The sequence below is a fragment of the [Rhizobium] kunmingense genome (assembly GCF_977018605.1).
This window is the reverse complement of the sequence record NZ_CDRNXG010000001.1, coordinates 3,270,873-3,294,635: the sequence shown is the minus strand read 5'-3', so window position 1 is coordinate 3,294,635 and position 23,763 is coordinate 3,270,873. Positions and strand designations below refer to the sequence as shown.

Below are 23,763 nucleotides of genomic sequence, written 5' to 3'. Positions count from 1 at the left end.
TCGCGGCTCGAAAGAAACTGAACCATGCGGAAGTCTGGCACCGGGTCCATGAGAGTACTGCTTCTTGGAATATCGCTGGCGGCGTGTTGTGCCGCAAATGCCTTGGCCTTTGACATTCAGGCCGGGGTGACGAAGGAATCCGGCCCCTTCGATCTCTTCAAGTTCGGCTTCAAGGCCTACAAGAACGGCCAGAAGGAAGATGCGGTCGAGGCTTACCGTTATGCCGCCGAGAAGGGTCATACCGGCTCGCGCTGGGCGCTTGCCAACATGTACGCCTATGGCGACGGTGTGACCAAGGACGATTACGCCGCCTTCAAGATCTATAACGAGATTGCCGCCCAGGGTGTCGAACCGGGTTCGGACGATACCGGCTTCTTCGTCAACGCGCTCCTGTCGCTGGCGAGCTATTACAGCCACGGCATCACCGGAAGCCCGGTCAAGGCCGATCCCTATCAGGCCCGCCAGATCTATTTCCAGGTCGCCTCCACCTTCGGTGTCGCCGAGGCGCAGTACCAGCTTGCCCGCATGATGCTGTCGGGCGAGGGCGGTGGTGTCAGCACCCAACAGGCCAAGAAGTGGCTGAACCAGGCCCGCAAGAGCGGCCATCCGGGCGCCATGGCCGTATTCGGCAATATCCTGTTCCAGGAAGGCCAGTCGGTCCGGGGACTCGCATTCCTGACGGCGGCGCTCGACCGCTGCGCCGCCAAGGATTGCGGCTGGATGGAGCAGTTGCAGGAACAGGCCTTCTCGATGGCCGCCGAGCGCGATCGCCGCGACGCCGTCGCCATGTCGCATCAGATGGTTGCGACAGACGACTGATCGTGGAAAGGCCCGCTCGTAAGCGGGCCGCAACTCTCGTTGAAATTATGCAGCGAAGTCGAAGATGCCGATCACCGGTACGTGGTCGGACGGCTTTTCCCACGCGCGCACCTGCTTTTCGATCGACGTCGCCTTGAGGCGATCTGCCGCTTCCGGTGACAGCAGCAGGTGATCGATGCGGATACCGTTGTTCTTCTGCCAGGCGCCGGCCTGATAGTCCCAGAAGGAATAGAGCTTTGTCGCGTCCGTCGTGGCGCGAACGGCATCGATGAGGCCGAGATTTTCCAACCGGCGAAACGCTTCGCGCGTCTGCGGCAAAAACAGCGCATCGGTCGCCCAGGCGGCCGGGTCGTAGCAATCATGCGGCTCGGGAATGACATTGTAGTCGCCGGCCAGAATGAGCGGTTCCTCCAGTGCCAGGCAGTTTTCCGCGTGCCGGCGCAGGCGCTCCATCCAGGCGAGCTTGTAAGGATATTTGACCGGATCGTCCGACGGGTTGCCGTTCGGCAGGTAGATCGAGGCGACGCGGATGACGCCGCCGGGGACCGAGAACACGCATTCGATATAGCGCGACTGCTCGTCCACCGTGCCATCCGGGTTCTCGCCGCCCGGCAGGCCGCGCATCACTTCGTCGGGCCTCAACTTCGACAGGATCGCGACACCGTTAAAGCCCTTCTGGCCGTGGGTTTCGACGTGATAGCCGAGCGTCTCGATTTCCAGCCGCGGAAAGCCCTCGTCGACCGACTTGATTTCCTGCAGGCAGACGATGTCCGGCGAGGCGTCACTCAGCCACTGGCGCAGGTTGTCGATGCGTGCCTTGACGCCGTTGATGTTCCAGGTCGCGATCTTCATGCCTTCACCCTCGCAGTCTATCGGTCTCTTTTAGACGATAGCGCGTGCGAGGAAAGGGAAAGATGGCGTTTTCAGATGGAGAAGCTGGTGCCGCAACCGCAGCTGGCGACCGCATTGGGGTTCTTGATCTGGAACGACTGGCCGAGCAGGTTGTCGACGAAATCGATCTCGGAGCCGGCCATGTAGATCAGCGACATGCTGTCGATCAGCACCTTGGCGCTGCCGTTCTCGATTACCACATCGTCGGCATCGGCCGATTCGGCCAGGTCGAACTTGTAGGAAAAGCCGGAACAGCCGCCGCCCTCGACGGTCACGCGCAGCGCCTGCTTGCCGGTATCGGCGGCGACGATTTCGGAGATCCGCTTTGCCGCGGCATTGGAGAGGGTTACGTTCTCGGTCATTTCTAGGGTCTCCTGCCGGGTTCAAGGCCCGGTGAGTTTTCGGGTGACTGGCCCGATTAACTCTCAGATGATTGTCACCGGCTTTGCGCACGGTCTTACTATAGGTATGAAGACGTGAACGGCACGTCAATGGTCCCGCAGGGTGTGAAATGCAGGTGAAGGCATGACAATCGATACCAGGACGCTCGGTTTCGGCAGCGGCGAGCGCGCCATTTACGCGTCCGACCCATGGTCGTCGCGCGGCCGGATGTTCCCCGAAGGCTCCAGCCTGACGCGCTCGGAATTCCAGCGCGACCGCGACCGCATCGTTCATACGACCGCATTTCGTCGCCTGAAGCACAAGACGCAGGTCTTCATCAGTCCTGATGGCGATCACTATAGGACCCGGCTGACCCACACGATCGAGGTGGCGCAGATCGCCCGTGCGCTGGCCCGTGCCTTGAAACTCGACGAGGATCTGGCGGAAGGCGTGGCGCTGGTCCACGATTTCGGCCACACGCCGTTTGGCCACACGGGCGAGGATGCGCTGGACGAGGTGATGAAGCCCTATGGAGGTTTCGACCACAACGCCCAGTCTCTGCGCGTCGTCACCAAGTTGGAACGCCGCTATGCGGAATTCGACGGCATCAATCTCACATGGGAAAGTCTCGAAGGTCTGGTCAAGCACAATGGCCCGCTGATGACGCTGAAGGGTGAGGGGACACAAGGCCCGGTGCCGCAGCCGATCCGCGATTACTGCGAGCTGCACGATCTGGAACTGGCGAGCTTTGCCAGCCTCGAGGCCCAGGTCGCGGCGATTTCCGATGACATCGCCTATAACACCCACGATATCGACGACGGTTTGCGGTCCGGCCTCCTGACCTTCGAGATGCTGGAGGAGGTGCCGTTCCTCGGTGGTCTGATGAAGGAGGTGAGGGATCGCTACCCGAACCTCGATCCAAGCCGCTTCGCCTACGAGGTCACCCGTCGGCAGATTACCCATATGGTCGAGGACGTGATCGGCGTGGCGCAGGCGAACCTCGCCGCAGTACTGCCGCAGAGCGCCGCCGACGTGCGGGCCGCCGGTCGCGTGATCGCGACTTTCTCGCCCCACATGGCCGAGACGGACCGATGCATCAAGAAACTGCTGTTCTCGCGCATCTACCGCCACCCGCACATCATGCGCATCCGCGAGGGCGCGGCGAAGATCGTCACAGACCTGTTCGAAGCCTATATGAACGACCCGGCGCTGATGCGCAGTCATTACTGGGTCGACCACATGTCCGGCCTTGAGGAAGCCGCGCGTGCACGCCACGTCGCCGATTATCTGGCCGGCATGACCGATACCTATGCCGTGCGCGTGCATGGGGAGCTGTTTGACCAGACTCCCGATTTGCGCTAGGCCCCTCACTTCAAGACCAACGGCTTTCCAAGGGCCCGCGCTGACAAGGCTCGGGTAAGTGACATGAATCTGTTTGCTGATTTCGACACGAGAATTAAGAACGCGCTGGAAACGATTGAGATCGTGAAGGAAAAGCGCAGCGAAGTCGATTTCGGCCGACTGACGGTAGAGCCGCCGCGCGACCAGAGCCATGGCGACGTCGCTACTAATGCCGCAATGGTGCTGGCAAAGCCGCTCGGTACCAATCCGCGTGCGCTCGCCGACCTGATCTGCGCCGCGCTAAAGAATGATCCGGATGTCAGCGAGGTTTCCGTCGCAGGTCCAGGCTTCATCAACATCCGTCTTTCCACCGGTTACTGGCAGCGCCTGCTGGCCTCGATGATCGTCGCCGGCACCGATTACGGCCGCTCGACGGTCGGCGCGGGTCACAGGACCAATGTCGAATATGTCTCGGCCAACCCGACCGGCCCGATGCATGTCGGCCATTGCCGTGGCGCCGTCGTCGGCGATGCGCTCGCCAACCTCATGGCCTTTGCCGGCTATGACGTGACGAAGGAATATTACATCAACGACGCCGGCGGCCAGATCGACGTTCTGGCGCGCTCCGTCTTCCTGCGTTACCGCGAGGCGCTGGGTGAGTCGATCGGCGAGATCCCGGCCGGTCTCTATCCGGGCGATTACCTCGTGCCGGTCGGCAAGGAGCTGGCCGATGAATTCGGCCCGCGCCTGCACAACATGCCGGAAGAGGAATGGATGCCGATCGTCAAGGATCGCGCCGTTGCCGCCATGATGGTGATGATCCGCGAGGACCTGCAGGCGCTCAACGTCCACCACGACGTCTTCTTCTCCGAGCGCACCCTGCACGAGAACGGCGCGCAGCCTATCCGTGCGGCGATCAACGACCTGACGTTCAAGGGCCATGTCTACAAGGGCAAGCTGCCGCCGCCGAAGGGCCAGCTGCCGGAAGACTGGGAAGACCGCGACCAAACGCTGTTCCGCTCGACCGAAGTGGGGGACGACATCGACCGTCCGCTGATCAAGTCGGATGGCGCCTATACCTATTTCGCCGCCGACGTCGCCTACTTCAAGGAAAAGTACGACCGCGGCTTCGACGAGATGATCTATGTTCTCGGCGCCGACCATGGCGGCTATGTCAAGCGGCTCGAGGCCGTCGCCCGCGCCGTGTCCGACGGCAAGGCGAAGCTGACCGTGCTGCTCTGCCAGCTGGTCAAGCTTTACCGTGAGGGTGAGCCGGTGAAGATGTCGAAGCGCTCTGGCGACTTCGTGACCTTGCGAGAGGTCGTGGATGAGGTCGGCCGTGATTCCGTCCGCTTCATGATGCTTTACCGTAAGAATTCCGAACCGCTCGACTTCGACTTCGCCAAGGTCACCGAACAGTCGAAGGACAATCCGGTCTTCTACGTGCAGTACGCGCATGCCCGCTGCATGTCTGTCTTCCGGCAGGGCAGGGATGCTTTCCCGGATCTCGATATCGATTCGCTTGATCTTGCCGCTACTGTCGGCGAAATCACCGATCCGAACGAGTTGCAGCTCGTTGCCAAGCTGGCGGAATTCCCACGGATCGTCGAGAGTGCAGCGCTTTCGCAGGAGCCGCACCGCATCGCATTTTACCTTTACGATCTGGCCAGCTTCTTCCATGCGCACTGGAATAAAGGTAAAGAACAACCTGAATTACGGTTTGTTAACGATAAAAACCGAGAATTGAGCATCGCCAGGCTTGGGCTTGTGCGTGCAGTCGCTTCCGTACTGAGGTCTGGCCTCGCGATTACGGGCACTGCCGCACCGGATGAGATGCGCTAAACGCCCTCATTTACCCACATTGCTCTGGCACAAGCGTAGTAATGTAGGTGAGTGGACTAGGTAATGGCGGATAACAACCTTGCGCGTAGTCGGAATGATGGTCCGGATTTCTTCGCCGACGGAGACCCGTTGGCAGAGCTGGCCCGTATCGTCGGCTATGAAGAGCGAGTAATCGCTAAGCCCGAACCTCTCGTCTCTCCGTCCGTTGTGGCGGAGCGTCGCGAGCCTGTGTTCAACCTCGAAGACGAGCTCCTCAGGGAGTTCGAGCGCTACGATGCGCCTCGCCTCGATCCCGCCGACGACCTCGGTCCGGCCGAGGCATTCGCTGCGCCGTTGCACGAGCCACGTGTCTTCCAGTCCGCCCCGGTCCCGCAGGAGCCTGACTTCGCGCTGCCGGTCCACGAAACGCCGGTGGAGCCGTCCGTTGCCGCGCCTGTCGCTGAGGAGCCGCTTTTCGATGCGGCGCAGTTCGAGGCCGATCTCGGTGCTCTCGATGGGCAGTCGCAGCAGGCATTCGTCGATGGCGATGAGGCCTGGAGTGACCAGTACGCCGCGTCCGAACAGCAGTATATCGATACCGTCGTCGATCAGGGCTTTGTGCCCGTATCGCCGGAAGGCGTCGCTGACGCGGCGGATACGCATATTGAGTTCCCGGCGGATCTGCCGCAGGTTGAGGCCGAGCCGATCGCCCCGGTTGCCTACGAGGAGCCGCAACTGGCAGCGGAACCTCTGGATCTTGCAAGCGAGCTTGAGACCTCTGTCGCCGTGCCCGCCGAACCGCTTCCGGTGCAGGAGTTCAAGCGCAAGGCCGCGGCCTTCACGCCAAGCTTCCGCATGCCGCTCGCCAACTTCCAGTCGGGTGCGGGTGTCGTCTCGCAGCCGCGTGTCGAGCCGAAGGTCGAACCTGTAGCCGTCGCGCCCGCAAAGACCGAAGCCCTTTCGTTCGAAGGTTGGACCGCGCCCTCAGTATCGGTCGCTGCGTCCGCCCCGATCGCCTCCGGTCTTTCCATGCCGACCATGGGTATCCCGATGGCCGGTCCGGCAGAGCCGATCGCCGTCAAGTCCTTGCCGACCGCCGAGCCGGTTCAGGCAAAGGCGCAGTTCTCCGAACTCGACGAACTTCTCTATGACGTCGACCGTTACTCGTCGAAACCCAAGGTCGATGCAGCCGTTGCAGCGCCGGCCGTGGCTCCCGTCGTGGCAAAGCCTGCCGCTCCGCTCGTGGAAGACGTCGCTGATCCTTTCGCCGATGTCGAATTCGAACTGGCGCTCGACGACCTCGAACTCGATCTGGCCGATATGGTCGGCGAGGAAAACCGCAAGGGTGTGACGCCGGTCTCGGTCGCCAGCCAGCCGTCGGCTGCCCCTGTTCAGTCGTTTGTCTCTAACCAGTCTTTCGCGCCGACACCTGTTGTCGCACCGGTGCCGCAGCCCGCGGTCTCCGTCGCCGCCACGCCAATCGCGGCCGCCTATGCCGCAGCACCGGTTGCCGCGGGCATGTCGGCCGCGCCGGCCTATGCTTCTGCCGTGCAGCCGCAGCCCCAACCGGTTGTCGCCGATCTTGATGATGACGTTCCCTTCGATCCGGCGCTGATCGCCGAATCGGACGAGCAGCCGGAAGCGATCGCCGAACTCGACGTGCCGGTTCTGACCGTCGAGGAAAAGGAAGAGGCGCCGCTCTATCGCAGCGATTTCGACCTCGATATCGATGCCGAACTTGCGTCGCTGCTCGAAGCGCCAGAACCTGCCGCGCCACAATCGCGGGCAGCTACTGCGCCGCAGATCGCCGTTGCCGCCGCTGCACCGGCGGCGATCGCTCAGGCGCCTGCCGGTCAGCCCGCAGGCCAGAACGTCTACGCCGATCTCGACGACTTCGAGCGTGCGCTCGAAGAGGATTTCCGTCGCAGCCTCGCAACACCGCTTGCGGCCAATGAAACCTATGCCGGAGAGCAGGACTACCAGCAGATCGAGGACGAAGGGCGTGCCTCGCCCAAGCGCTGGATCGCGTCGCTTGCCGCAGTCGGCCTCGTCGCCATCGTTGGCGGCGGTGCCTATGCTTGGTTGAGCGCTACGGGACCTGGTGCCGGCGCCAATGGCGAGCCGGTCGTCATCGCGGCCGATAGCGATCCGGTCAAGGTCGCCCCCGCCAACCCAGGCGGCAAGACGGTTCCGAACCAGGACAAGGCTGTTTATGATCGCGTTGCCGGCGGTGCTGCCGAAGCGCCGCGCCAACAGCAGCTGATCTCCAGCAGCGAAGAACCCGTAGACGTCGTCCAGCGGACGCTGATGCCCGAGACGATGCCGCTCGAGGGCGAGAACGACATGCAGCTGACGGATGCCGCCGATACATCGGACGCACGTCTTCTGCCGCAGGATGGTCAGGCGGACGCACAGTCCGGCGATCCGCAGCAGGTCATGGTCATGCCGCGCCGGGTCAAGACGATGATCGTCCGCGCCGACGGTACGCTCGTCGAGCAGGAGATCGAAGTACCGGCCGCCGCCGCGACAGCCGACAAGGTCGCCGCCGCACCGGCCCGCGCCGATGCAGCCGCCGCCACGGCGCCGCAGTCGGCAGCACCGTTCCCGACTGCTCAGGCTTCCGCCCAGCAGTCCGCCGGCATCGTGCCGGTCTCGGCTCCGGCCGATGTGGCATCGGCCTCGACCTTGCCGGAAGCGGCGCAGGCGCCGGCCGCGATCGAACAGCTCGCAAATCCGGCTCCGGCCACGGCCACCCGTGCACCCGTGCCGACCTCGCGTCCGTCGCAACAGCCGGTCAACGTCGTCGCCTCGGTCAGCGATCAGGGCAATGTCCGCCCGGCCGCAGCACCCGCTGCTCAGAATACGCAGGTGGCTTCCGCTCCCGCAGCAGCTACCCCGGCGGCTGCCGCAGCCGGCGGCTACGTGATCCAGATCGCCTCGCTTCCCTCCGAAGCGGACGCGCAGCGTTCTTATCAGAACCTGTCGAGCCGCTATGGAAACGTCATCGGTGGTCGTGGCGTCGACATCAAGGCGGCTGAAATTGCCGGCAAGGGCACGTTCTACCGCGTCCGCATCCCGGCCGGTGCCAACCGGGCCGAAGCCGTGGCGCTCTGCGAACGCTACCGCTCCGCTGGCGGCAGCTGCCTCGTGGCACGCTGAGGCGCTTTGAACCAACAGGAGAGACGGGGCGCGAGGCGCCCCGTTTTTCGTTGATCGACATTGCAATGCCCAACCATCGGAAAAATTGACATGAGTGCATCGAAGGCCATGATCCTCGGCGCCAGCGGCGCTTCGCTTACCCCGGACGAGATTTCCCTCTATCGCGACGAACGCCCCTGGGGCTTCATCCTGTTCGCCCGTAACTGCATCGAGCTGCCGCAGATCAGGGACCTCGTCGCGCAGATGCGCGACAGCGTCGGACGGCCGGATGCTCCGGTGCTGATCGACCAGGAAGGTGGCCGCGTCCAGCGCATCCGCCCGCCGATGATCGAGCGTTATCCGTCGGCCGCAGCCCTCGGCGAGCTTTACCGCCAGGACGAGGAGAAGGGCCTGCGCGCCGCCTGGCTGATGTCGCGCCTGCACGCGTTCGACCTGATGAAGCTTGGCATTACCGTCGATGCGCTTCCGGTTCTCGACGTGCCGGTTGAAGGGGCAAGCAACGTCATCGGTGACCGCGCCTATGGTTTCCTGCCCAAGACGGTGGCGGACATGGGCAAGGCTGCCGCCGAGGGGCTCAAGGCAGGCGGCATGCTGCCGATCATGAAGCACATGCCGGGTCATGGCCGCGGCATGGCCGACAGCCACCATGAATTGCCGGTCGTCACCGCATCGCTTGCCGAACTGGAAACCCACGACTTCCTGCCCTTCGTCGCGATGAAGGACGAGCTGATGGCGATGAGTGCCCACATCGTCTTCACCGCCGTTGACGACAAGGACCCGGCCACGATCTCGCCCGTCGTGATCGACAGGATCATCCGCGGCCATATCGGCTTCGACGGGCTGCTTGTCTCGGACGATACCTCCATGAACGCGTTGAAAGGCACGATCGGTGAGCGTGCGGCACGAATCATGGGGGGCGGGTGCGATATAGTCTTGCATTGCAACGGCGTGATGGACGAAATGAAGGCCGTGGTCAGCGAAGTCGTGCCGCTTGCCGGCAAGCCGCTGGAGCGTGCCGAGGCCGTTGAGCGCGGTTTCACGGCACCGGACGGTGCCGACGAGGCGGAACTGCGTGCGGAATTCCATGACATGATGGCGGTCGCGTAAAAGGCGGGCCGCGAGCGAGAAGGGCGACGGGGTTGGCGGGTAATTCGGGGCAGGGCGCCATTCCGATGGACAAGCTCTGGCAGGACGTGACCGAGCGTTCTGCCGATGACCCGTCGCTGGTGATCGATGTCGCCGGTTTCGAAGGTCCGCTCGATCTTCTCCTGCACCTGGCGCGCAGCCAGAAGGTCGATCTGTCGCGCATCTCCGTCCTGGCGCTGGCCGAGCAATATCTGATTTTCGTCGATAGCGCCCGGCGTGTCCGCATAGAACTCGCGGCTGATTATCTGGTCATGGCGGCATGGCTCGCCTACCTGAAATCCCGCTTGCTCATCCCGCAGCAGGTGAAGGTCGACGACGGGCCGAGCGGTGAGGAAATGGCGGCAACGCTTGCCTTTCGTCTCCGCCGCCTTGAAGCCATGCGCGATGTCGCCAGCCGGCTCGTCAACCGCAACCGGCTGGGCCGTGATGTCTTTGCCCGCGGTGCGCCGGAACATATCCCGCACCGGGTGCAGTCGGCCTATGATGCCAGCCTCTACGATCTCCTGTCCGCCTATGCCAATCTGCGGCAGCGCACAGCGATCACCCAGGTGACGATCGAAAGGCGCAAGGTCTGGTCGCTCGTCGATGCCCGCGAGCTTTTGACCCGCATGCTGGGTGAGACCGTCGACTGGACCTCGCTGCAATCCTATCTGCTTCCCTATCTGCCGCCGGAAGACAGGGTGACGGCGACGGCAAGTGCCTTTGCCGCCTCGCTGGAACTGGTGCGGGAAGGAAAACTCGAAATCCGCCAGGACGGCGCATTCCGGCCGATCTACCTGCGCAAGGGTGACCGGGAGCGCAAGGCGCCGACATTTCAATCCGCCGGAGACACCGAATGAATTCCGCAGCCGACGAGAGGGAGCCGCATGCCGACACGGCCGAGGCGACCGACATGATTGAGGCGCGGGAAGGTCAACCGGAACCGTTTTCCGATCTGGAGGCGGAGCGGATCGCGGAGGCGCTGGTCTTCGCCTCCGCGGAACCGGTGCCTGAAAGCTTTCTGGCCGACCGGTTGCCCAAGGGCACGGATATACCCGCATTGATGGCGAGGCTCGCTGAGGTCTATGCCAGTCGCGGCGTCAATCTGGTGCGCACCGCAGACCGTTGGGCTTTTCGCACCGCTGCCGATCTCTCCTTCGTCATCCGCAACGACGACAACGAGGTCAAGAAGCTCTCTCGTGCCGCGCTCGAGGTGCTTGCGATCATAGCTTACCACCAGCCGGTCACCCGCGCCGAGATCGAGGATATCCGTGGCGTGCAGACGTCGAGAGGGACGCTCGATGTGCTGATGGAAGCGGGTTGGGTCCGGTTCCGCGGGCGTCGCCGCTCGCCGGGGCGCCCGGTCACGCTCGGCACGACGCCCGACTTCCTCGATCATTTCGGTATTGAGGAACTGCGTGACCTGCCGGGTCTCGAAGAATTGAAGGGGGCCGGCCTGCTCAGCGGCCGAATTCCGCCCGGTTTCCATATTCCAATCCCCGGCCTGGGCGACGAGCTTGCCGACGAGGAAGATCCGATTACCCAGCTCGATCTGGAGGAGCTCGGCCTTCTCGCACCCAGCGGCGGCGACGAGGATTAGCGCTCGGATCGCAACCGCCAAGTTGTTGTACGGAAATTGAAAAACAACCGAATACTTAAAGTCCGCGTGATTACCGATGCATCATGCTATTTTGGTGTTTGAAAAAGCGGCACAAAGGGCTTACATCGGAGCCGAATTCGAATTGGAGTTGGACTGATGGGTTCTTTTAGTGTGTGGCATTGGCTGATCGTTCTGGTCATCGTGCTCGTCTTGTTCGGGCGCGGCAAGATTCCGGAATTGATGGGCGACGTAGCCAAGGGCATCAAGAGCTTCAAGAAGGGCATGACCGACGACGAAGCTGCGCCGACCGATACGACGGCCGCGACCGGCAAGACCGTCGACCACAAGACTGACGAGGTCAAGGAAACCACCCGTTCCTAACGGACGGGTAGGGGTTTCAGGAGCCTCATTGCATGTTGGATATTGGTTGGACCGAGCTGCTCGTCATTGCGGTCGTGCTCATCGTCGTGGTTGGTCCGAAGGACCTGCCGCCGATGCTGCGCGCGTTTGGCAAGATGACGGCGAATTTTCGCAAGATGGCTGGTGATTTCCGGGCGCAGTTCGATGAAGCGCTGCGGGAAAGCGAGATGGACGACGTCCGCAAGACGATCTCCGAAGCCCAGCGGCTTAATCCTACCAATGCCCTGCGCGATGCGATGAACCCGCTCCGGCAGATGGGCGAGGATCTCAAGGCCGATCTGCAGAAGGCGACCCAGGCGCCTGCCGGCCTGACCGGCAACGCCACGGACCTTACGCCGGTCGACAGTGAGGCGCAGCAGGCCGTGGAAGGTGCCGAACCGGCATCGATCGAGCCTGAAGTTCCAGCAAGTGTCGAACCTGCCGCCGCCAAGCCGTCAGCCGCGAGCGCACCTGTCTCGGCAGCTCCGGTCGTGGCTTCAACGGCGACGGCGACGGCCGCCGCGCCTTCTGTCAGCGCCGCACCGGCCGTGACAACGGCGGCAGCTCCTGTCGAATCGGCAGCAGCAAGTGCCAAGCCGCGAGCACCGCGCAAGGTGGCCGTAAAGAAGCCCGTGGAAGCCGCCGTTACCGAAAAGGCCTCGGCAACGAAGGCCTCTGCAAAGGCTGCGGCACCAAAGACGGCCGCGTCGAAGACCGCTGCCGACAAGGCACCCGCTGTAAAATCCGCTCCGGTAAAGTCCGCCGCGGCAAAGACCGAGGCTGCCAAGCCTGCTGCCCGCAAGCGGGCCACGAAAAAGACTGAAACGCCGAAGGACGAAGCATGAGCGGAGACTACGAGGACAAGCCGCAGCCGCTCATCGAACATCTGATGGAGCTGCGCACCCGGCTGATCTGGTCGATCGGCGCGTTTTTCATCGCCTTCGTCGTCTGCTTCTTCTTCGCCAAGCAGCTCTTCAACCTGCTCGTCGTGCCCTACAAGTGGGCGGTCGTCTGGGCCGGTCTCGACCTTGCCAAGTCCGAACTGATCTATACCGCGCCGCAGGAATTCTTCTTCACCCAGGTGAAGGTGGCGATGTTCGGCGCGCTGGTCATCGCCTTTCCGGTGATTGCCTCGCAGATCTACAAGTTCGTCGCGCCCGGCCTCTACAAGAATGAACGATCGGCTTTCCTGCCGTTCCTGATCGCTTCGCCGATCCTGTTCCTGCTTGGCGGCGCGCTCGTCTATTTCTTCTTCACGCCGATGGTGATGTGGTTCTTCCTCGCCATGCAGCAGGCACCGACGGAAGGCGAGGTGGGCATTTCGCTCCTGCCGCGTGTTTCGGAGTATCTGAGCCTGATCATGACGCTGGTTTTGTCCTTCGGTCTGGTATTCCAGCTGCCGGTCGTCACCACGCTTCTGGCTCGCGTCGGCCTGCTGACCAGCGACTGGTTGAGGGAAAAGCGCAAGTTCGCCATCGTCATCGCCTTCGTCGTCGCGGCCGTGCTGACGCCGCCGGATCCGATGTCCCAGATCGGCCTTGCTATACCCACCATCCTTCTCTACGAGATTGCCATCTACGCCGCGCGACTCGTCGAGCGCAGACGTGATGAGGATTCCGAGACCGAAGAATCGTCGTCGGACGTCGCCGAGAGCGAGAAGGTCTGAGGTTTTGTTCCCTGGCCTGTGCGCGTGGTGTCTCGCGTACAAGGCTTGAGGACCGATGCTCGATATCAAATGGATCCGTGAAAACGAACAGGCTTTCGATGAAGCGCTTGCAAAGCGCGGCGTCGAGCCGATGGCGAAGGAACTTGCGGCGATGGACGATCGCCGCCGCAACGTGATCCAGAAGCTGCAGGACATGCAGTCCCGCCGCAATGCCGCCTCCAAGGAAATCGGCGCCGCGATGGCGCAGAAGAACATGGAGCTGGCCGAAAAGCTCAAGGCCGAAGTCGCCGCCATCAAGGATACGATGCCTGCCGCCGAGCAGGACGAGCGCGAGGCGATTGCGGCGCTCGACGATGCCCTGTCGCGCATCCCCAATATCCCCTTCGATGACGTGCCTGTCGGCAAGGACGAGCACGACAATGTCGTCAAGCGTGTCGTCGGCGAAAAGCCCGCCTGGAATCATCCGGCCAAGGAGCATTTCGACATAGGCGAAGCGCTCGGTTACATGGATTTCGAGCGCGCCACCAAGCTGTCGGGCTCGCGCTTCACCGTTCTGACCAGCCAGCTTGCCCGTCTGGAGCGCGCACTCGGCCAGTTCATGCTCGACATGCACACGACGGAGCATGGGTACACCGAAGTCTCCTCGCCGCTGATGGTGAAGGCGGAAGCCATGTATGGCACCGGCCAGTTGCCGAAATTCGAGGAAGACCTGTTCAAGACGACGGACGGCCGCTACCTCATCCCGACCGCCGAAGTAACGCTGACAAATCTCGTCTCGGCCGAAACGCTGGAACAGGAAAAGCTGCCGCTGCGCTTCACCGCGCTCACCCCGTCCTTCCGTTCGGAAGCCGGCTCTGCCGGCCGCGATACCCGCGGCATGCTGCGCCAGCACCAGTTCTGGAAATGCGAACTCGTTTCGATCACCGATGCCGAAAGCGCTGTCGCCGAGCATGAGCGCATGACGGAATGCGCCGAGAACGTGCTGAAGCGCCTCGGCCTGCATTTCCGCACCATGACGCTCTGCACCGGCGACATGGGCTTTGGCGCGCGCAAGACCTACGACATCGAGGTCTGGCTGCCGGGGCAGGATACCTATCGCGAAATCTCGTCCTGCTCGGTCTGCGGCGATTTCCAGGGCCGCCGCATGAACGCCCGTTACCGCGTCAAGGATGAAAAGGCGCTGCGCTTCGTCCACACGCTGAACGGTTCGGGCACGGCCGTCGGCCGCTGCATGATTGCGGTTCTCGAAAATTACCTGAATGAAGACGGTTCTGTCACAATTCCGGATGCCCTTCTGCCCTACATGGGCGGCCTGACGAAAATCGAAAAGGCTTAAGAAGGACGACGAAATGCGCATTCTCCTCACCAACGACGACGGCATTCATGCGGAAGGCCTGGCGGTTCTCGAACGGATCGCCCGCAGCCTGTCCGACGATGTCTGGATCGTCGCGCCGGAAACCGATCAGAGCGGCCTTGCCCATTCGCTGAGCCTGTCTGAACCGCTGCGGCTGAGGAAGATCGACGACAAGCGTTACGCCCTGCGCGGCACGCCGACCGATTGCGTCATCATGGCGACGAGCGAGATCATGGACGTCAAGCCTGATCTCATCCTGTCCGGCGTCAATGACGGCGGCAACATGGCGGACGACATCACCTATTCGGGCACCGTTGCCGGTGCGATCGAAGGCGCGCTGCAGGGTGTGCGCTCGATCGCCATCAGCCAGACCGCCCGCAAGGACAACGGTCGTTACACGCCCTGGCATGTGGCGGAAGCCTATGCCGGCGATCTGTTGAAGAAGCTGATGGTCATCGACTTGCCGGCCGGCACCTTCCTCAATGTCAACTTCCCCCATTGCGAGCCGGACGAGGTTCAGGGCGTCGTCGTTACCCATCAGGGCAAGCTCGACCATGGCCTGATCACCGAGGCGCGTGAGGACGGGCGCGGGCGTCCGTATTACTGGCTGAAATTCTCCGCCCGCAACGGCGATTTCCCCGCCGGCACGGACATCCAGGCGCTGAAGGAGAACAGGATTTCCGTCACGCCGCTGAAGCTGGACCTGACCGACTACTCGGTGCAGGATCGCCTCGAAGCCGCGCTGGCCGAGTGATTCTGTCCGCGCAGACGAGGAGTTGAGAGCTTGAAACCGGGAATGGTCGAGAAGGAAGGTTTTGCCGCGCTGGTCCTGCGCCTGCGCTCGGAGGGCATTTCCGATCTCGACCTCCTGACGGCTGTCGAGCAGGCGCAACGCTCACAGTTCGTTCCGGCGATGATGGCGGAGGAAGCCTATTCCAGCCGCACGATCCCGATCGATTGCGGCTCCTTCATGGAAGGGGCCGATCTTGCCGTGCGCCTGCTGCATCGTCTTCAGGTCAAGCCCGGCCACCGCGTGCTGGAAATCGGCACCGGTAGCGGCTTCACGGCCGCCGTCATGGGCCGCATCGCCGAGCGCGTGCTGACTGTCGAGCGCTACAAGACGCTGGTGGCAGCCGCCAACACCCGCATGGATGCGCTCGGCCTGCGCAACGTCGTCATCCGCCAGGCCGACGGCAGCAACGGCGTTCCGGGCGAGGGGACGTTCGACCGCATTCTCGTCACCGCAGCCTTTCCGGTGTTGCCGCGATTCTACGCGGACCAGTTGACCCATGGCGGGTCGATGATCGCGCCGCTGATGAACGAAGATGAGACATGCACGATGGTGCGGCTGACCAAGACCGGAAGCCGTTTCGAGCGCGAGGATCTGTTCATCGCGCCCTATCTCCCGCTCGTGCCGCATGTCGCGGCCGCGCTGTGACCGCGACCGGCATGGTTAGCGATTTGTCAAAAAAGTAAGTTCTTGAGCATCACCTTAACTGACCGGTAAGACTAACGCGCTTTAATGATCAGCATGATGGTTGCGTCATGAGTAGGTCGAGTCAATGCGCGTTAAGAGTACCCATAAATTCGGTAAATCCGTTGTAAAGTTCGCAGCGGCAGCCCTTTTGGCAAGCGCTGCGACGAGCTGCAGTTCGGACGCCACACGGTTCTCGGGCCTGTTCGACGGCACGGATAACATCACCACGGCATCGGTTCCTCAGCGCCAGGGTGCTGGCGCCTATGGTCAGGCTCCTGTTCCACGCGGCGATGTCGCGCAGGCTCAGCAGATGCCGCAGCAGTACGGCTCCTACAATTCAGCCCCGGCCCAGACCTATCAGAGCAATGGCGGCTATTCGTCTCCGTCGCGTGTCGCTGCCGCCCCGGCGGCCGTGCAGCGGACTGAGCTCGCAGCGCCGGGTGCCGAGCCTCAGAACCGCCAGCAGGCGATGGCTCAGCCTTTCCCGCAGCAGCAGGCCGCAGCGCGCAACGACGACAACCTGACCACCGGTACCGTCCGGTCGATGTCCGGCTGGTCGACGACCAACGCGCCGCGCATCACGCTTCGTCCCGGCGAAACGGCCAAGACGCTCGCCAACCGCTACGGCGTGCCGGAAGCAGAAATCCTCAAGGCCAACGGCGGCTCTCTTGCTGCCGGCCAGACGGTCGTCATCCCGACCTTCGGTCCGGCCCGCAACTCTGCAAAGACCGCTGCAGGCGATATCGACCTGCCGAACCGCGCGCCGCAGCCGGCGTCGCAGTCGGAACAGAAGGTTGCCGTCCTGCCATCGCGCGACCAGTCGCTTGCTGCACCGGCCAAGGTTTCTCCTCCCGGCGGCAAGCCGCTCGACGGCACCTATACCGTCAAGCCGGGTGACACGCTGACCAAGGTGGCTCGCGCCACCGGCACGTCTGTCGACGCGCTGAAGGCGGCAAACGGCCTCACCGACGGCAATATCCGCATCGGCCAGACGCTGAAGGTTTCCGGTGGTGCCGCCGGCACCGATCCGGTTCGCACGGCATCCGTGCCGCAGGCTCCCGCCCAGCCGGCGCCCGCAGCCCCGAAGGTTGCCGCCGCACCGCAGCAGCCGGCCGTCGCAAGGGTCGAACAGGTCTCGGCTCCCGCAAGGCCTGCCCCGGAAGCATCGGTCAGCGAAGTCGAGAAGAAGTCCGAAGTCGCCTCGATCGCTCCGCAATCGACCGGCATCGGCAAGTACCGCTGGCCGGTCAACGGCGCGGTCATCGCCGGCTACGGTTCCAACGTCAACGGCAGCCGCAATGACGGTATCGATATCTCCGTCCCTGAGGGTACGCCGATCAAGGCAGCCGAGAACGGCGTTGTCATCTATGCCGGCAACGGTTTGAAGCAGCTCGGCAATACGGTTCTCGTGCGCCACGACGACGGCAAGGTCACGGTTTACGGCCATGCCGGCTCGATCAACGTGTCGCGCGGCCAGAAGGTCACCCGTGGTCAGACGCTTGCTGCCTCCGGCATGAGCGGCGACGCCCAGCGTCCGCAGGTTCACTTCGAGGTCCGCAAGGACGCGACCCCGATCAACCCCATCAGTTTCCTTGAATAATTGTAGTGCGTTTCAAGGTCATGACGAAAAAGCCCGGCAGTGCCGGGCTTTTTTGCGTGCATCAGTCCGGTTGTCTCAAGCCCGGTCTAGCGGCTTGCGCATCCGGCCGGCGAGATCCTGGATGTACTGCCATGCGACACGGCCCGAGCGCCCACCGCGCGTGGTGGCCCATTCCAGCGCCTCGTGATGCAGCGTTTCGCGCGCAAGGCCAAGATCGAAATGGGCGGCATAGCCGTCGATCATCGCCAGATAATCGTCCTGGCTGCATTTGTGGAAGCCGAGCCACAGGCCGAACCGGTCGGAGAGTGACACCTTCTCTTCCACGGCTTCTGCCGGATTGATCGCCGTCGACTGCTCGTTTTCCATCATGTTGCGCGGCAGAAGATGGCGGCGGTTGGAGGTGGCGTAGAACAGAACATTGTCCGGCCGGCCCTCGATCCCGCCGTCGAGCGCGGCCTTCAGCGACTTGTAGGCCGTATCGTCGTGATCGAAGGACAGGTCGTCGCAGAAGACGATGACGCGCAGACCCGAGGTCTTGAGAATGTCGAGCAGCGCCGGAAGCGACGAAATGTCTTCACGATGCACCTCGACGAGCTTCAGCGCAGCACCCGTCTCACCCCGGACATCGGCATGCACCGCCTTGACCAGCGACGACTTGCCCATGCCGCGCGCGCCCCAGAGCAGCACATTGTTCGCCGGGTAACCTTCGGCGAAACGCAAGGTGTTTTCATGCAGGATGTCGCGCACATGATCGACGCCACGGATCAGCGAGAGGGCAATCCGGTTCGGCCGCGGGATCGGCTGCAGGCGTTTGTTCGCCGGAACCCAGACGAAACAGTCGGCCGCATCGAAATCGTTGACCGCGGGGGCAGGGCCGGCAAGGCGCTCGACCGCGTCCGAAAGTCGCTTCAGTTCGGCCAGCACTTGGCCGTTGAAATCGTCGCTCATGATGCCCTCTTTCGGTCGATACGTCAGTTTCGGCTGGCGGTAACATGCTCGTCATTGGAGAGAAAGCTAGAGAGCCGTGGATTCGGTACGGCCGATTGCCGCTTTCTGTTGCATTTGAAGCCATCGCAACTATATTCCGGCGGCTTGAAACGGGGGCCCAGAATATCTGAGAGCGTCTCCGGCAGTCTTAGGAGTTCTCGATGTTCATTACCGAAGCATTCGCCCAGGCGAGCGGCGCAGCAGCACCGTCCAGCACGGATTCGATCCTGCAGATGGTCCTGCTTTTCGCGCCCCTGATGGTGGTGTGGTATTTCTTCCTCATCCGTCCGCAGCGCGCCCAGGCCAAGAAGCGCCAGGAAACGCTCAACAGCATCCGTCGCGGCGATCAGGTCGTTCTCGGTGGCGGCATTACGGGCAAGGTGAGCAAGGTCGTCGATGACAACGAACTGGAAGTCGAAATCGCCGAAGGCGTTAAGATCCGCGCCATGCGCGCCTATATCGCCGAAGTGAAGGTCAAGGGCGAGCCGGTCAAGACCGAGACGCCTGCGAAGTAATCGCAACCATCATGGCCGGGCCGGATGATATCCGGCTTGGCCGATCATGACATTTCTTGAGAAAGCATGCGGCCATGGCGAAAGGCATCGAAATTCGCGAAGCCCATTTCCCCGGTCGCGCGCCGATCGATGCCTATGGAAATGGCGGTTTCCGCTTCGCCGACATGTCGCATCGTGGCTCCATTTTTTGCCTTCCCTCCGGCATCCACGGCTGGGCTATGGAAGAGGGGGCGCCGCTTACGTCGGCCGATTTCGCCCGTGTCATCGAAGAATCCGGTGATATCGAGGTCCTGCTGGTCGGTACCGGCGCCAACCTCAAGCCTCTGCCGGCCGAGCTTAAGGCGGCTTTGAAGGCCAGAGGCATCGCCTCCGATCCGATGAGCACCGGGGCTGCTGTGCGCACCTACAATATCATGCTGGCCGAATCGCGCGCCGTCGCGGCCGCGCTCATTGCGGTCTGACATGACGGAAAACCAGGCCGACAACGCGTCCCTGTGCCTTTCGACATTGCGGGAGACGGATCGCGACCGCTATCTCGCCTGTCTTCTGTCGCCGCCGGACAAGCGCGATGCGCTGGCCGCCCTCTATGCTTTCAACGCCGAGATCGCCCGTGTTCGCGACGTGGCGCGTGAGCCTCTGCCGGGCGAAATCCGCCTGCAATGGTGGCGCGATCTGCTGGAAGGCACAGCAGAAGGCGATACCGGCGGCAACCCCGTCGCCGTCGGTCTTCTGCAGGCGATCGAACGCTACCGTCTGCCGCGCAATACACTCGTTGCCATGACCGAGGCCCGCATTTTCGATCTCTATGACGATGCCATGCCGGACCGCAATGCGCTCGAAGGCTATGCCGGGGAAACCGCCTCGGCGCTGATCCAGCTCGCGAGCCTGATCCTTGCGCCTGAAGACGCGACCACAACCGCCGAAACTGCGGGTCATGCCGGCGTTGCCCAGTCGATTGCCGGGATGCTGCTGCTTCTTCCGCTGCATGGGCGGCGCAACCAGCTCTATATTCCGCTCGATATCCTATCCGCCACCGGTCTGGACCGGGAAGGATTTCTGACCGGAACCGACAAGGTGCGTATCTCTGCGGCAGTCGAGGCCTTTGCCGGTCTTGGCCTGGAACACCTGTCGAAGGCGCGCGGTGCGGGCAGGGTCCCGGCCTCCGTTTTCCCCGCCTTCCTGCCCGCCACGCTGGCGGAACCGGTTCTGCTGCGTGCCCGCAAGCTCGGCGCTGCCGTAATCGAGAAGTCCCTGCAGCCGCCGCAATGGCGCCGCCAGCTGCGCATGGTCAAGGCCGGCCTTCTGCGCCGCCTCTGACGAGACGGTCACGCTCGATAACATTCTCGCGCAAGCCTCACGCGTTAGACATCGCGCAACCAGAACAAGGCTGCGCCAAGGAGACGCGATTTGAGTCCTATCATCGTCTGGACCACGATCGTTGGATTGATCCTCATCCTGATCGCCTACATCAGCCGGATGGCAGCCAAGAGCGAGCAGCAGGGCGGCCATGACGTCGGTGTGGCGCTTATGGAATTCGGTCGTGCCTTTCCGGACGAAGCGATCCGCAGCCTGCATTTCACCGCCGACGGCAGCGCGATCTTCGTGCGCCTGCATAACAACAAGACCGGCTTCATGCGCTCGCGTCGCAATCATTATGCGTGCAGCATCATCGAACCCGGCCGCGTGCGTGTCACGCCATTGGTCAATGCGCGGGGATTTGAGGCGGAGTTTCTCGACAATCCGACCCATAACGGCGAGTTCCTCTTTGCCAGGGAGGCTGAGGCGGCGGAAGTGTCGCTGTGGTTGCTCGACAACTATGTCAGCGTTGCGGACCGCCATGCCGAGGATGCGGATGGCGGCCCGAAGAGTAAGGCCGAAGGGACAGAAGGCGGCGAGACGCCTAAGCCTGACCCAGCCAGCTAGCGCAATCCTTCAGCGCGCGGGCCGAAAGAAGCTGCCGCTTCATGATCGTCTTGTCCTTGCCGCGGAAGCGCTTGACGCCTTCCGGCTTGACGATCGAGCCGGGTTCCAGCTCCGGGAACAGGCCGAAATTGATGTTCATCGGCTGGAACGACCGCTTGCCCGGCTCCTCGTCATGGATGAGGTGACCACCGGTAATGTGGCCGAGCAGCGAGCCGAAGGCGGTTGTCGCGGGCGGCGCGGACAAAGCCTCACCCTTGCGTTCGGCGGCGGCGAAGCGGCCGGCAAGAAGACCGATCGCCGAACTTTCCACATAACCTTCGCAGCCGGTGATCTGGCCGGCAAAGCGCAGGCCCGGCCGGCTTTTCAGCGTCAACGACTTGTCGAGCAGGATCGGCGACTGGATGTAGGTATTGCGGTGCAGGCCGCCGAGACGGGCGAATTCCGCATTCTGCAAGCCCGGAATCATGCGGAAGATCTCCGCCTGCGCCCCGTATTTCAGCTTCGTCTGGAAGCCGACCATGTTGTAGAGCGTGCCAAGTGCATTGTCCTGGCGCAGCTGCACGACCGCATAGGCCTTGACCGTCGGGTTATGCGAATTGGTCAGGCCCATCGGCTTCATCGGGCCATGGCGCAGTGTCTCACGACCGCGTTCCGCCATCACCTCGATCGGCAGGCAGCCGTCGAAATAGGGCGTGCCTTCCCATTCCTTGAAGCCGACCGTATCGCCGGCGATCAGCGCATCGACGAAGGCGTCATATTGGTGCTTGTCGAGCGGGCAGTTGATATAGTCCTTGCCCGTGCCGCCCGGTCCGACCTTGTCGTAGCGGGACTGGTACCAGCAGGTTTCCATATCGATCGATTCGCGGTGCACGATCGGCGCGATCGCGTCGAAGAAGGCAAGCTGGTCTTCGCCGGTTTCCGCCTGGATGGCTGCAGCGAGCGACGGCGAGGTGAGCGGCCCGGTGGCAACGATCGCCAGATCCCATTCCTTCGGCGGAAGCCCCTGGATTTCTTCGCGTACGACAGTGATCAGCGGATGAGCCGAGATCTCGGCAGTCACCGCGTCGGAAAACCCGTCGCGATCGACGGCGAGCGCGCCGCCGGCCGGAACCTGATGTCTGTCTGCGCAGGCCATGATCAGCGAACCGGCAAGCCGCATCTCCGCATGGATGACGCCGACCGCATTGGCCGTCGCGTCGTCGGAGCGGAAGGAATTGGAGCAGACGAGCTCGGCAAGGCCGTCCGTCTTGTGCGCATCGGTGCCGCGCACGCCGCGCATCTCGTGCAGGATGACCGGGATACCGGCCTGTGCAATCTGCCAGGCGGCTTCGGAGCCGGCAAGCCCGCCGCCGACGACGTGGATGGGGGAATAGGATGTAGCTTGGGATCTATCTGTCATGGGGCGCGTCATTATCATGGCCGGCCGTGGACAGGAAAGAAAAAGCAATGCCGCAGGAATCAAAAAGGCACCTGAAAAGGTGCCTTTGATCATCCTTGGGCATTTCGGTCGCTAGACCATCATTCGCTGGCGGTTGATACGCCGCCGGCCGCTTGGGGATTAGCGGAACGAACGAGCCGCAATGTTGCGGATGTCGTAGCGGGTCAGGCCGATGTCGGACAGGGCCTGGTTGGACAGGCTGCCGAGTTCGTTCATCGTACGGCGGTAGCTGATCCAGTTCTTTGCGATGCGGACCGGGTTCATGGTGGTTTCCTCAAATCGTCTTTTTCCCGGCGCTCGTTATCGGCTCCGGCGATGAGGTTCTTATACGCTCGCATAATAAGAATGTGGAGTGCAAAAACTGTGCGACTGCCATGCAATTGTGCAGTGGGTTGCCGCTTTTAGGAGCGAAGCTGAAAAAGACGGCAGGGGAGGTGTGTCGCCGAACTTGCTACAGCTCAAACGAAAAACGCCTCCCGAAGGAGGCGTTTTCGATCGACCGTAAATGTCAAAGCTTTAATCAGAAGCCGACTGCCGTGCGTGCGACGCGGCGGATGTCTGCGCGGCCGATGCCGAGGTCGCCGAGCTCACGGTCGGTCATGCGGCCGAGTTCGGTGACGGTTTCGCGGTACTTGCGCCAGTTGCTGAATTTCTGAGCGATGTTCATGGTGGGTATCCTTTTGCCCTGTGGGCGACTTCAACCGCCCTCTTCATCTGCTAATCGTTTTAAATCGTCTTCTGCCTAAAAAACAGCGTCCATTAGGAATGCCACCTATGCGTCAGATGCATTGCAGGTTGTGGCGGTGATTGGCGGCAATGGAGAAGGGGGCGATGAAACGAATAACGCCCACCGGGGGAGGAGGTCCGGCGGGCGTCATATCGGTGACTGGCGATCGGGAGGAGGAGTATCGCCAGTCTGCACGGGCTCACGCTTGGGAGGAGGAGTGCGTGTCCCGAATTGTGTTGTAGAAGACTTTGCTTCGTTCGTTGGGATTTATGTACAGAAATCTAATCGATTTGTGCACTGCAGACTTCGAATGGATGTCATGCCGTATGCGCATGGCTTCCGGTTCGGCTTGTCCTGGGACGATTTCGCTCTGCCATTGTTGCGATCTGACTTGCAAAGTCAGCTGTGGGCGCGGCCTTTGCCATGCGCGAAAACTTGTTTGTGGTTCTGTTGCAGGAACGTCATTTTTCCTTTGCGCCCGGAAAAACGGGTGATATAGAGACGCGCGCTCCGGAAGGCCTCAGGCGACGAGGATTTCGA

Annotated in this window: 24 protein-coding genes; 18 read left to right on the top strand and 6 right to left on the bottom strand. The window is 62.5% G+C overall.

The window, feature by feature from the left end; genetic code table 11:
- Positions 1-48: 48 nt before the first annotated feature.
- Complete coding sequence (gene exoR, locus AC0JZ4_RS15935) at positions 49-819, top strand: exopolysaccharide production regulator ExoR (protein ID WP_471887320.1); 771 nt, start codon at positions 49-51, stop codon at positions 817-819.
- 45 nt (positions 820-864) lie between these two features.
- On the opposite strand, the gene xth is transcribed toward exoR, so the two are convergent.
- Complete coding sequence (gene xth / locus AC0JZ4_RS15930; protein ID WP_471887319.1) at positions 865-1,671, bottom strand: exodeoxyribonuclease III; 807 nt, start codon at positions 1,669-1,671, stop codon at positions 865-867.
- A gap of 71 nt (positions 1,672-1,742) precedes the next feature.
- Positions 1,743-2,072, bottom strand: coding sequence for an iron-sulfur cluster insertion protein ErpA (gene erpA / locus AC0JZ4_RS15925; RefSeq protein WP_471887318.1), 330 nt, complete (start codon positions 2,070-2,072; stop codon positions 1,743-1,745).
- Between the two features lie 163 nt (positions 2,073-2,235).
- Here erpA and AC0JZ4_RS15920 point away from each other — a divergent pair, with 163 nt between their 5' ends.
- The 13 genes from AC0JZ4_RS15920 to AC0JZ4_RS15860 all read left to right on the top strand — a co-directional run bounded on the left by AC0JZ4_RS15920 (position 2,236) and on the right by AC0JZ4_RS15860 (position 17,633).
- Positions 2,236-3,453 carry a deoxyguanosinetriphosphate triphosphohydrolase gene (locus AC0JZ4_RS15920; RefSeq protein ID WP_471887317.1) on the top strand — a complete coding sequence of 406 codons (1,218 nt, stop codon included), beginning with the start codon at positions 2,236-2,238 and terminating at the stop codon, positions 3,451-3,453.
- A gap of 63 nt (positions 3,454-3,516) precedes the next feature.
- The gene (gene argS, locus AC0JZ4_RS15915; RefSeq protein ID WP_471887316.1) at positions 3,517-5,274 is read left to right on the top strand and encodes an arginine--tRNA ligase; all 1,758 of its coding nucleotides are present in this window, start codon (positions 3,517-3,519) and stop codon (positions 5,272-5,274) included.
- 63 nt (positions 5,275-5,337) lie between these two features.
- Positions 5,338-8,412 carry an SPOR domain-containing protein gene (locus AC0JZ4_RS15910; RefSeq protein WP_471887315.1) on the top strand — a complete coding sequence of 1,025 codons (3,075 nt, stop codon included), beginning with the start codon at positions 5,338-5,340 and terminating at the stop codon, positions 8,410-8,412.
- A 90-nt stretch (positions 8,413-8,502) separates the two neighbouring features.
- Entirely contained in the window at positions 8,503-9,519 is a 1,017-nt protein-coding gene (nagZ, locus tag AC0JZ4_RS15905; protein WP_471887314.1) for a beta-N-acetylhexosaminidase, read from the top strand.
- Between the two features lie 65 nt (positions 9,520-9,584).
- Complete coding sequence (locus AC0JZ4_RS15900; protein ID WP_471887913.1) at positions 9,585-10,397, top strand: segregation and condensation protein A; 813 nt, start codon at positions 9,585-9,587, stop codon at positions 10,395-10,397.
- A gap of 53 nt (positions 10,398-10,450) precedes the next feature.
- Complete coding sequence (gene scpB, locus AC0JZ4_RS15895) at positions 10,451-11,137, top strand: SMC-Scp complex subunit ScpB (protein WP_471887912.1); 687 nt, start codon at positions 10,451-10,453, stop codon at positions 11,135-11,137.
- A 156-nt stretch (positions 11,138-11,293) separates the two neighbouring features.
- Positions 11,294-11,518: a twin-arginine translocase TatA/TatE family subunit gene (locus AC0JZ4_RS15890; RefSeq protein WP_471887313.1), complete on the top strand. Its 225-nt coding sequence runs from the start codon at positions 11,294-11,296 to the stop codon at positions 11,516-11,518.
- Between the two features lie 32 nt (positions 11,519-11,550).
- Positions 11,551-12,381: a Sec-independent protein translocase protein TatB gene (gene tatB / locus AC0JZ4_RS15885; protein WP_471887312.1), complete on the top strand. Its 831-nt coding sequence runs from the start codon at positions 11,551-11,553 to the stop codon at positions 12,379-12,381.
- Positions 12,378-13,202, top strand: coding sequence for a twin-arginine translocase subunit TatC (gene tatC, locus AC0JZ4_RS15880; RefSeq protein WP_471887311.1), 825 nt, complete (start codon positions 12,378-12,380; stop codon positions 13,200-13,202). Before tatB ends, tatC begins: the two co-directional genes overlap by 4 nt.
- A 55-nt stretch (positions 13,203-13,257) precedes the next feature.
- Complete coding sequence (gene serS, locus AC0JZ4_RS15875; protein WP_471887310.1) at positions 13,258-14,538, top strand: serine--tRNA ligase; 1,281 nt, start codon at positions 13,258-13,260, stop codon at positions 14,536-14,538.
- 13 nt (positions 14,539-14,551) lie between these two features.
- Entirely contained in the window at positions 14,552-15,310 is a 759-nt protein-coding gene (gene surE / locus AC0JZ4_RS15870) for a 5'/3'-nucleotidase SurE (protein ID WP_471887309.1), read from the top strand.
- A gap of 42 nt (positions 15,311-15,352) precedes the next feature.
- Positions 15,353-15,994, top strand: coding sequence for a protein-L-isoaspartate(D-aspartate) O-methyltransferase (locus AC0JZ4_RS15865; RefSeq protein ID WP_471887911.1), 642 nt, complete (start codon positions 15,353-15,355; stop codon positions 15,992-15,994).
- 124 nt (positions 15,995-16,118) lie between these two features.
- Positions 16,119-17,633: a peptidoglycan DD-metalloendopeptidase family protein gene (locus tag AC0JZ4_RS15860; protein WP_471887308.1), complete on the top strand. Its 1,515-nt coding sequence runs from the start codon at positions 16,119-16,121 to the stop codon at positions 17,631-17,633.
- Between the two features lie 75 nt (positions 17,634-17,708).
- On the opposite strand, the gene AC0JZ4_RS15855 is transcribed toward AC0JZ4_RS15860, so the two are convergent.
- Positions 17,709-18,581, bottom strand: coding sequence for an ATP-binding protein (locus tag AC0JZ4_RS15855; protein WP_471887307.1), 873 nt, complete (start codon positions 18,579-18,581; stop codon positions 17,709-17,711).
- 200 nt (positions 18,582-18,781) lie between these two features.
- Here AC0JZ4_RS15855 and yajC point away from each other — a divergent pair, with 200 nt between their 5' ends.
- From yajC to AC0JZ4_RS15835, 4 genes are all read left to right on the top strand, one after another.
- A complete protein-coding gene (yajC, locus tag AC0JZ4_RS15850) occupies positions 18,782-19,135 on the top strand; it encodes a preprotein translocase subunit YajC (RefSeq protein WP_471887306.1) in 354 nt (117 codons plus the stop codon).
- A 74-nt stretch (positions 19,136-19,209) separates the two neighbouring features.
- Positions 19,210-19,596: an Mth938-like domain-containing protein gene (locus AC0JZ4_RS15845; RefSeq protein ID WP_471887305.1), complete on the top strand. Its 387-nt coding sequence runs from the start codon at positions 19,210-19,212 to the stop codon at positions 19,594-19,596.
- 1 nt (position 19,597) lies between these two features.
- On the top strand, positions 19,598-20,452 hold the full coding sequence (locus tag AC0JZ4_RS15840; protein ID WP_471887304.1) for a phytoene/squalene synthase family protein: 855 nt from the start codon (positions 19,598-19,600) through the stop codon (positions 20,450-20,452).
- A gap of 159 nt (positions 20,453-20,611) precedes the next feature.
- Positions 20,612-21,058, top strand: a complete 447-nt coding sequence (locus AC0JZ4_RS15835; RefSeq protein ID WP_471887910.1) for a hypothetical protein — start codon at positions 20,612-20,614, stop codon at positions 21,056-21,058.
- On the opposite strand, the gene trmFO is transcribed toward AC0JZ4_RS15835, so the two are convergent.
- The 3 genes from trmFO to AC0JZ4_RS15820 form a co-directional block, all read right to left on the bottom strand.
- Entirely contained in the window at positions 21,036-22,457 is a 1,422-nt protein-coding gene (gene trmFO / locus AC0JZ4_RS15830; protein ID WP_471887303.1) for a methylenetetrahydrofolate--tRNA-(uracil(54)-C(5))-methyltransferase (FADH(2)-oxidizing) TrmFO, read from the bottom strand. The two genes, AC0JZ4_RS15835 and trmFO, sit on opposite strands and share 23 nt — an antisense overlap.
- 159 nt (positions 22,458-22,616) lie before the next feature.
- Positions 22,617-22,760: a DUF1127 domain-containing protein gene (locus AC0JZ4_RS15825; protein WP_471887302.1), complete on the bottom strand. Its 144-nt coding sequence runs from the start codon at positions 22,758-22,760 to the stop codon at positions 22,617-22,619.
- A 256-nt stretch (positions 22,761-23,016) separates the two neighbouring features.
- Positions 23,017-23,163, bottom strand: coding sequence for a DUF1127 domain-containing protein (locus tag AC0JZ4_RS15820; protein WP_471887301.1), 147 nt, complete (start codon positions 23,161-23,163; stop codon positions 23,017-23,019).
- Positions 23,164-23,763 lie beyond the last annotated feature (600 nt).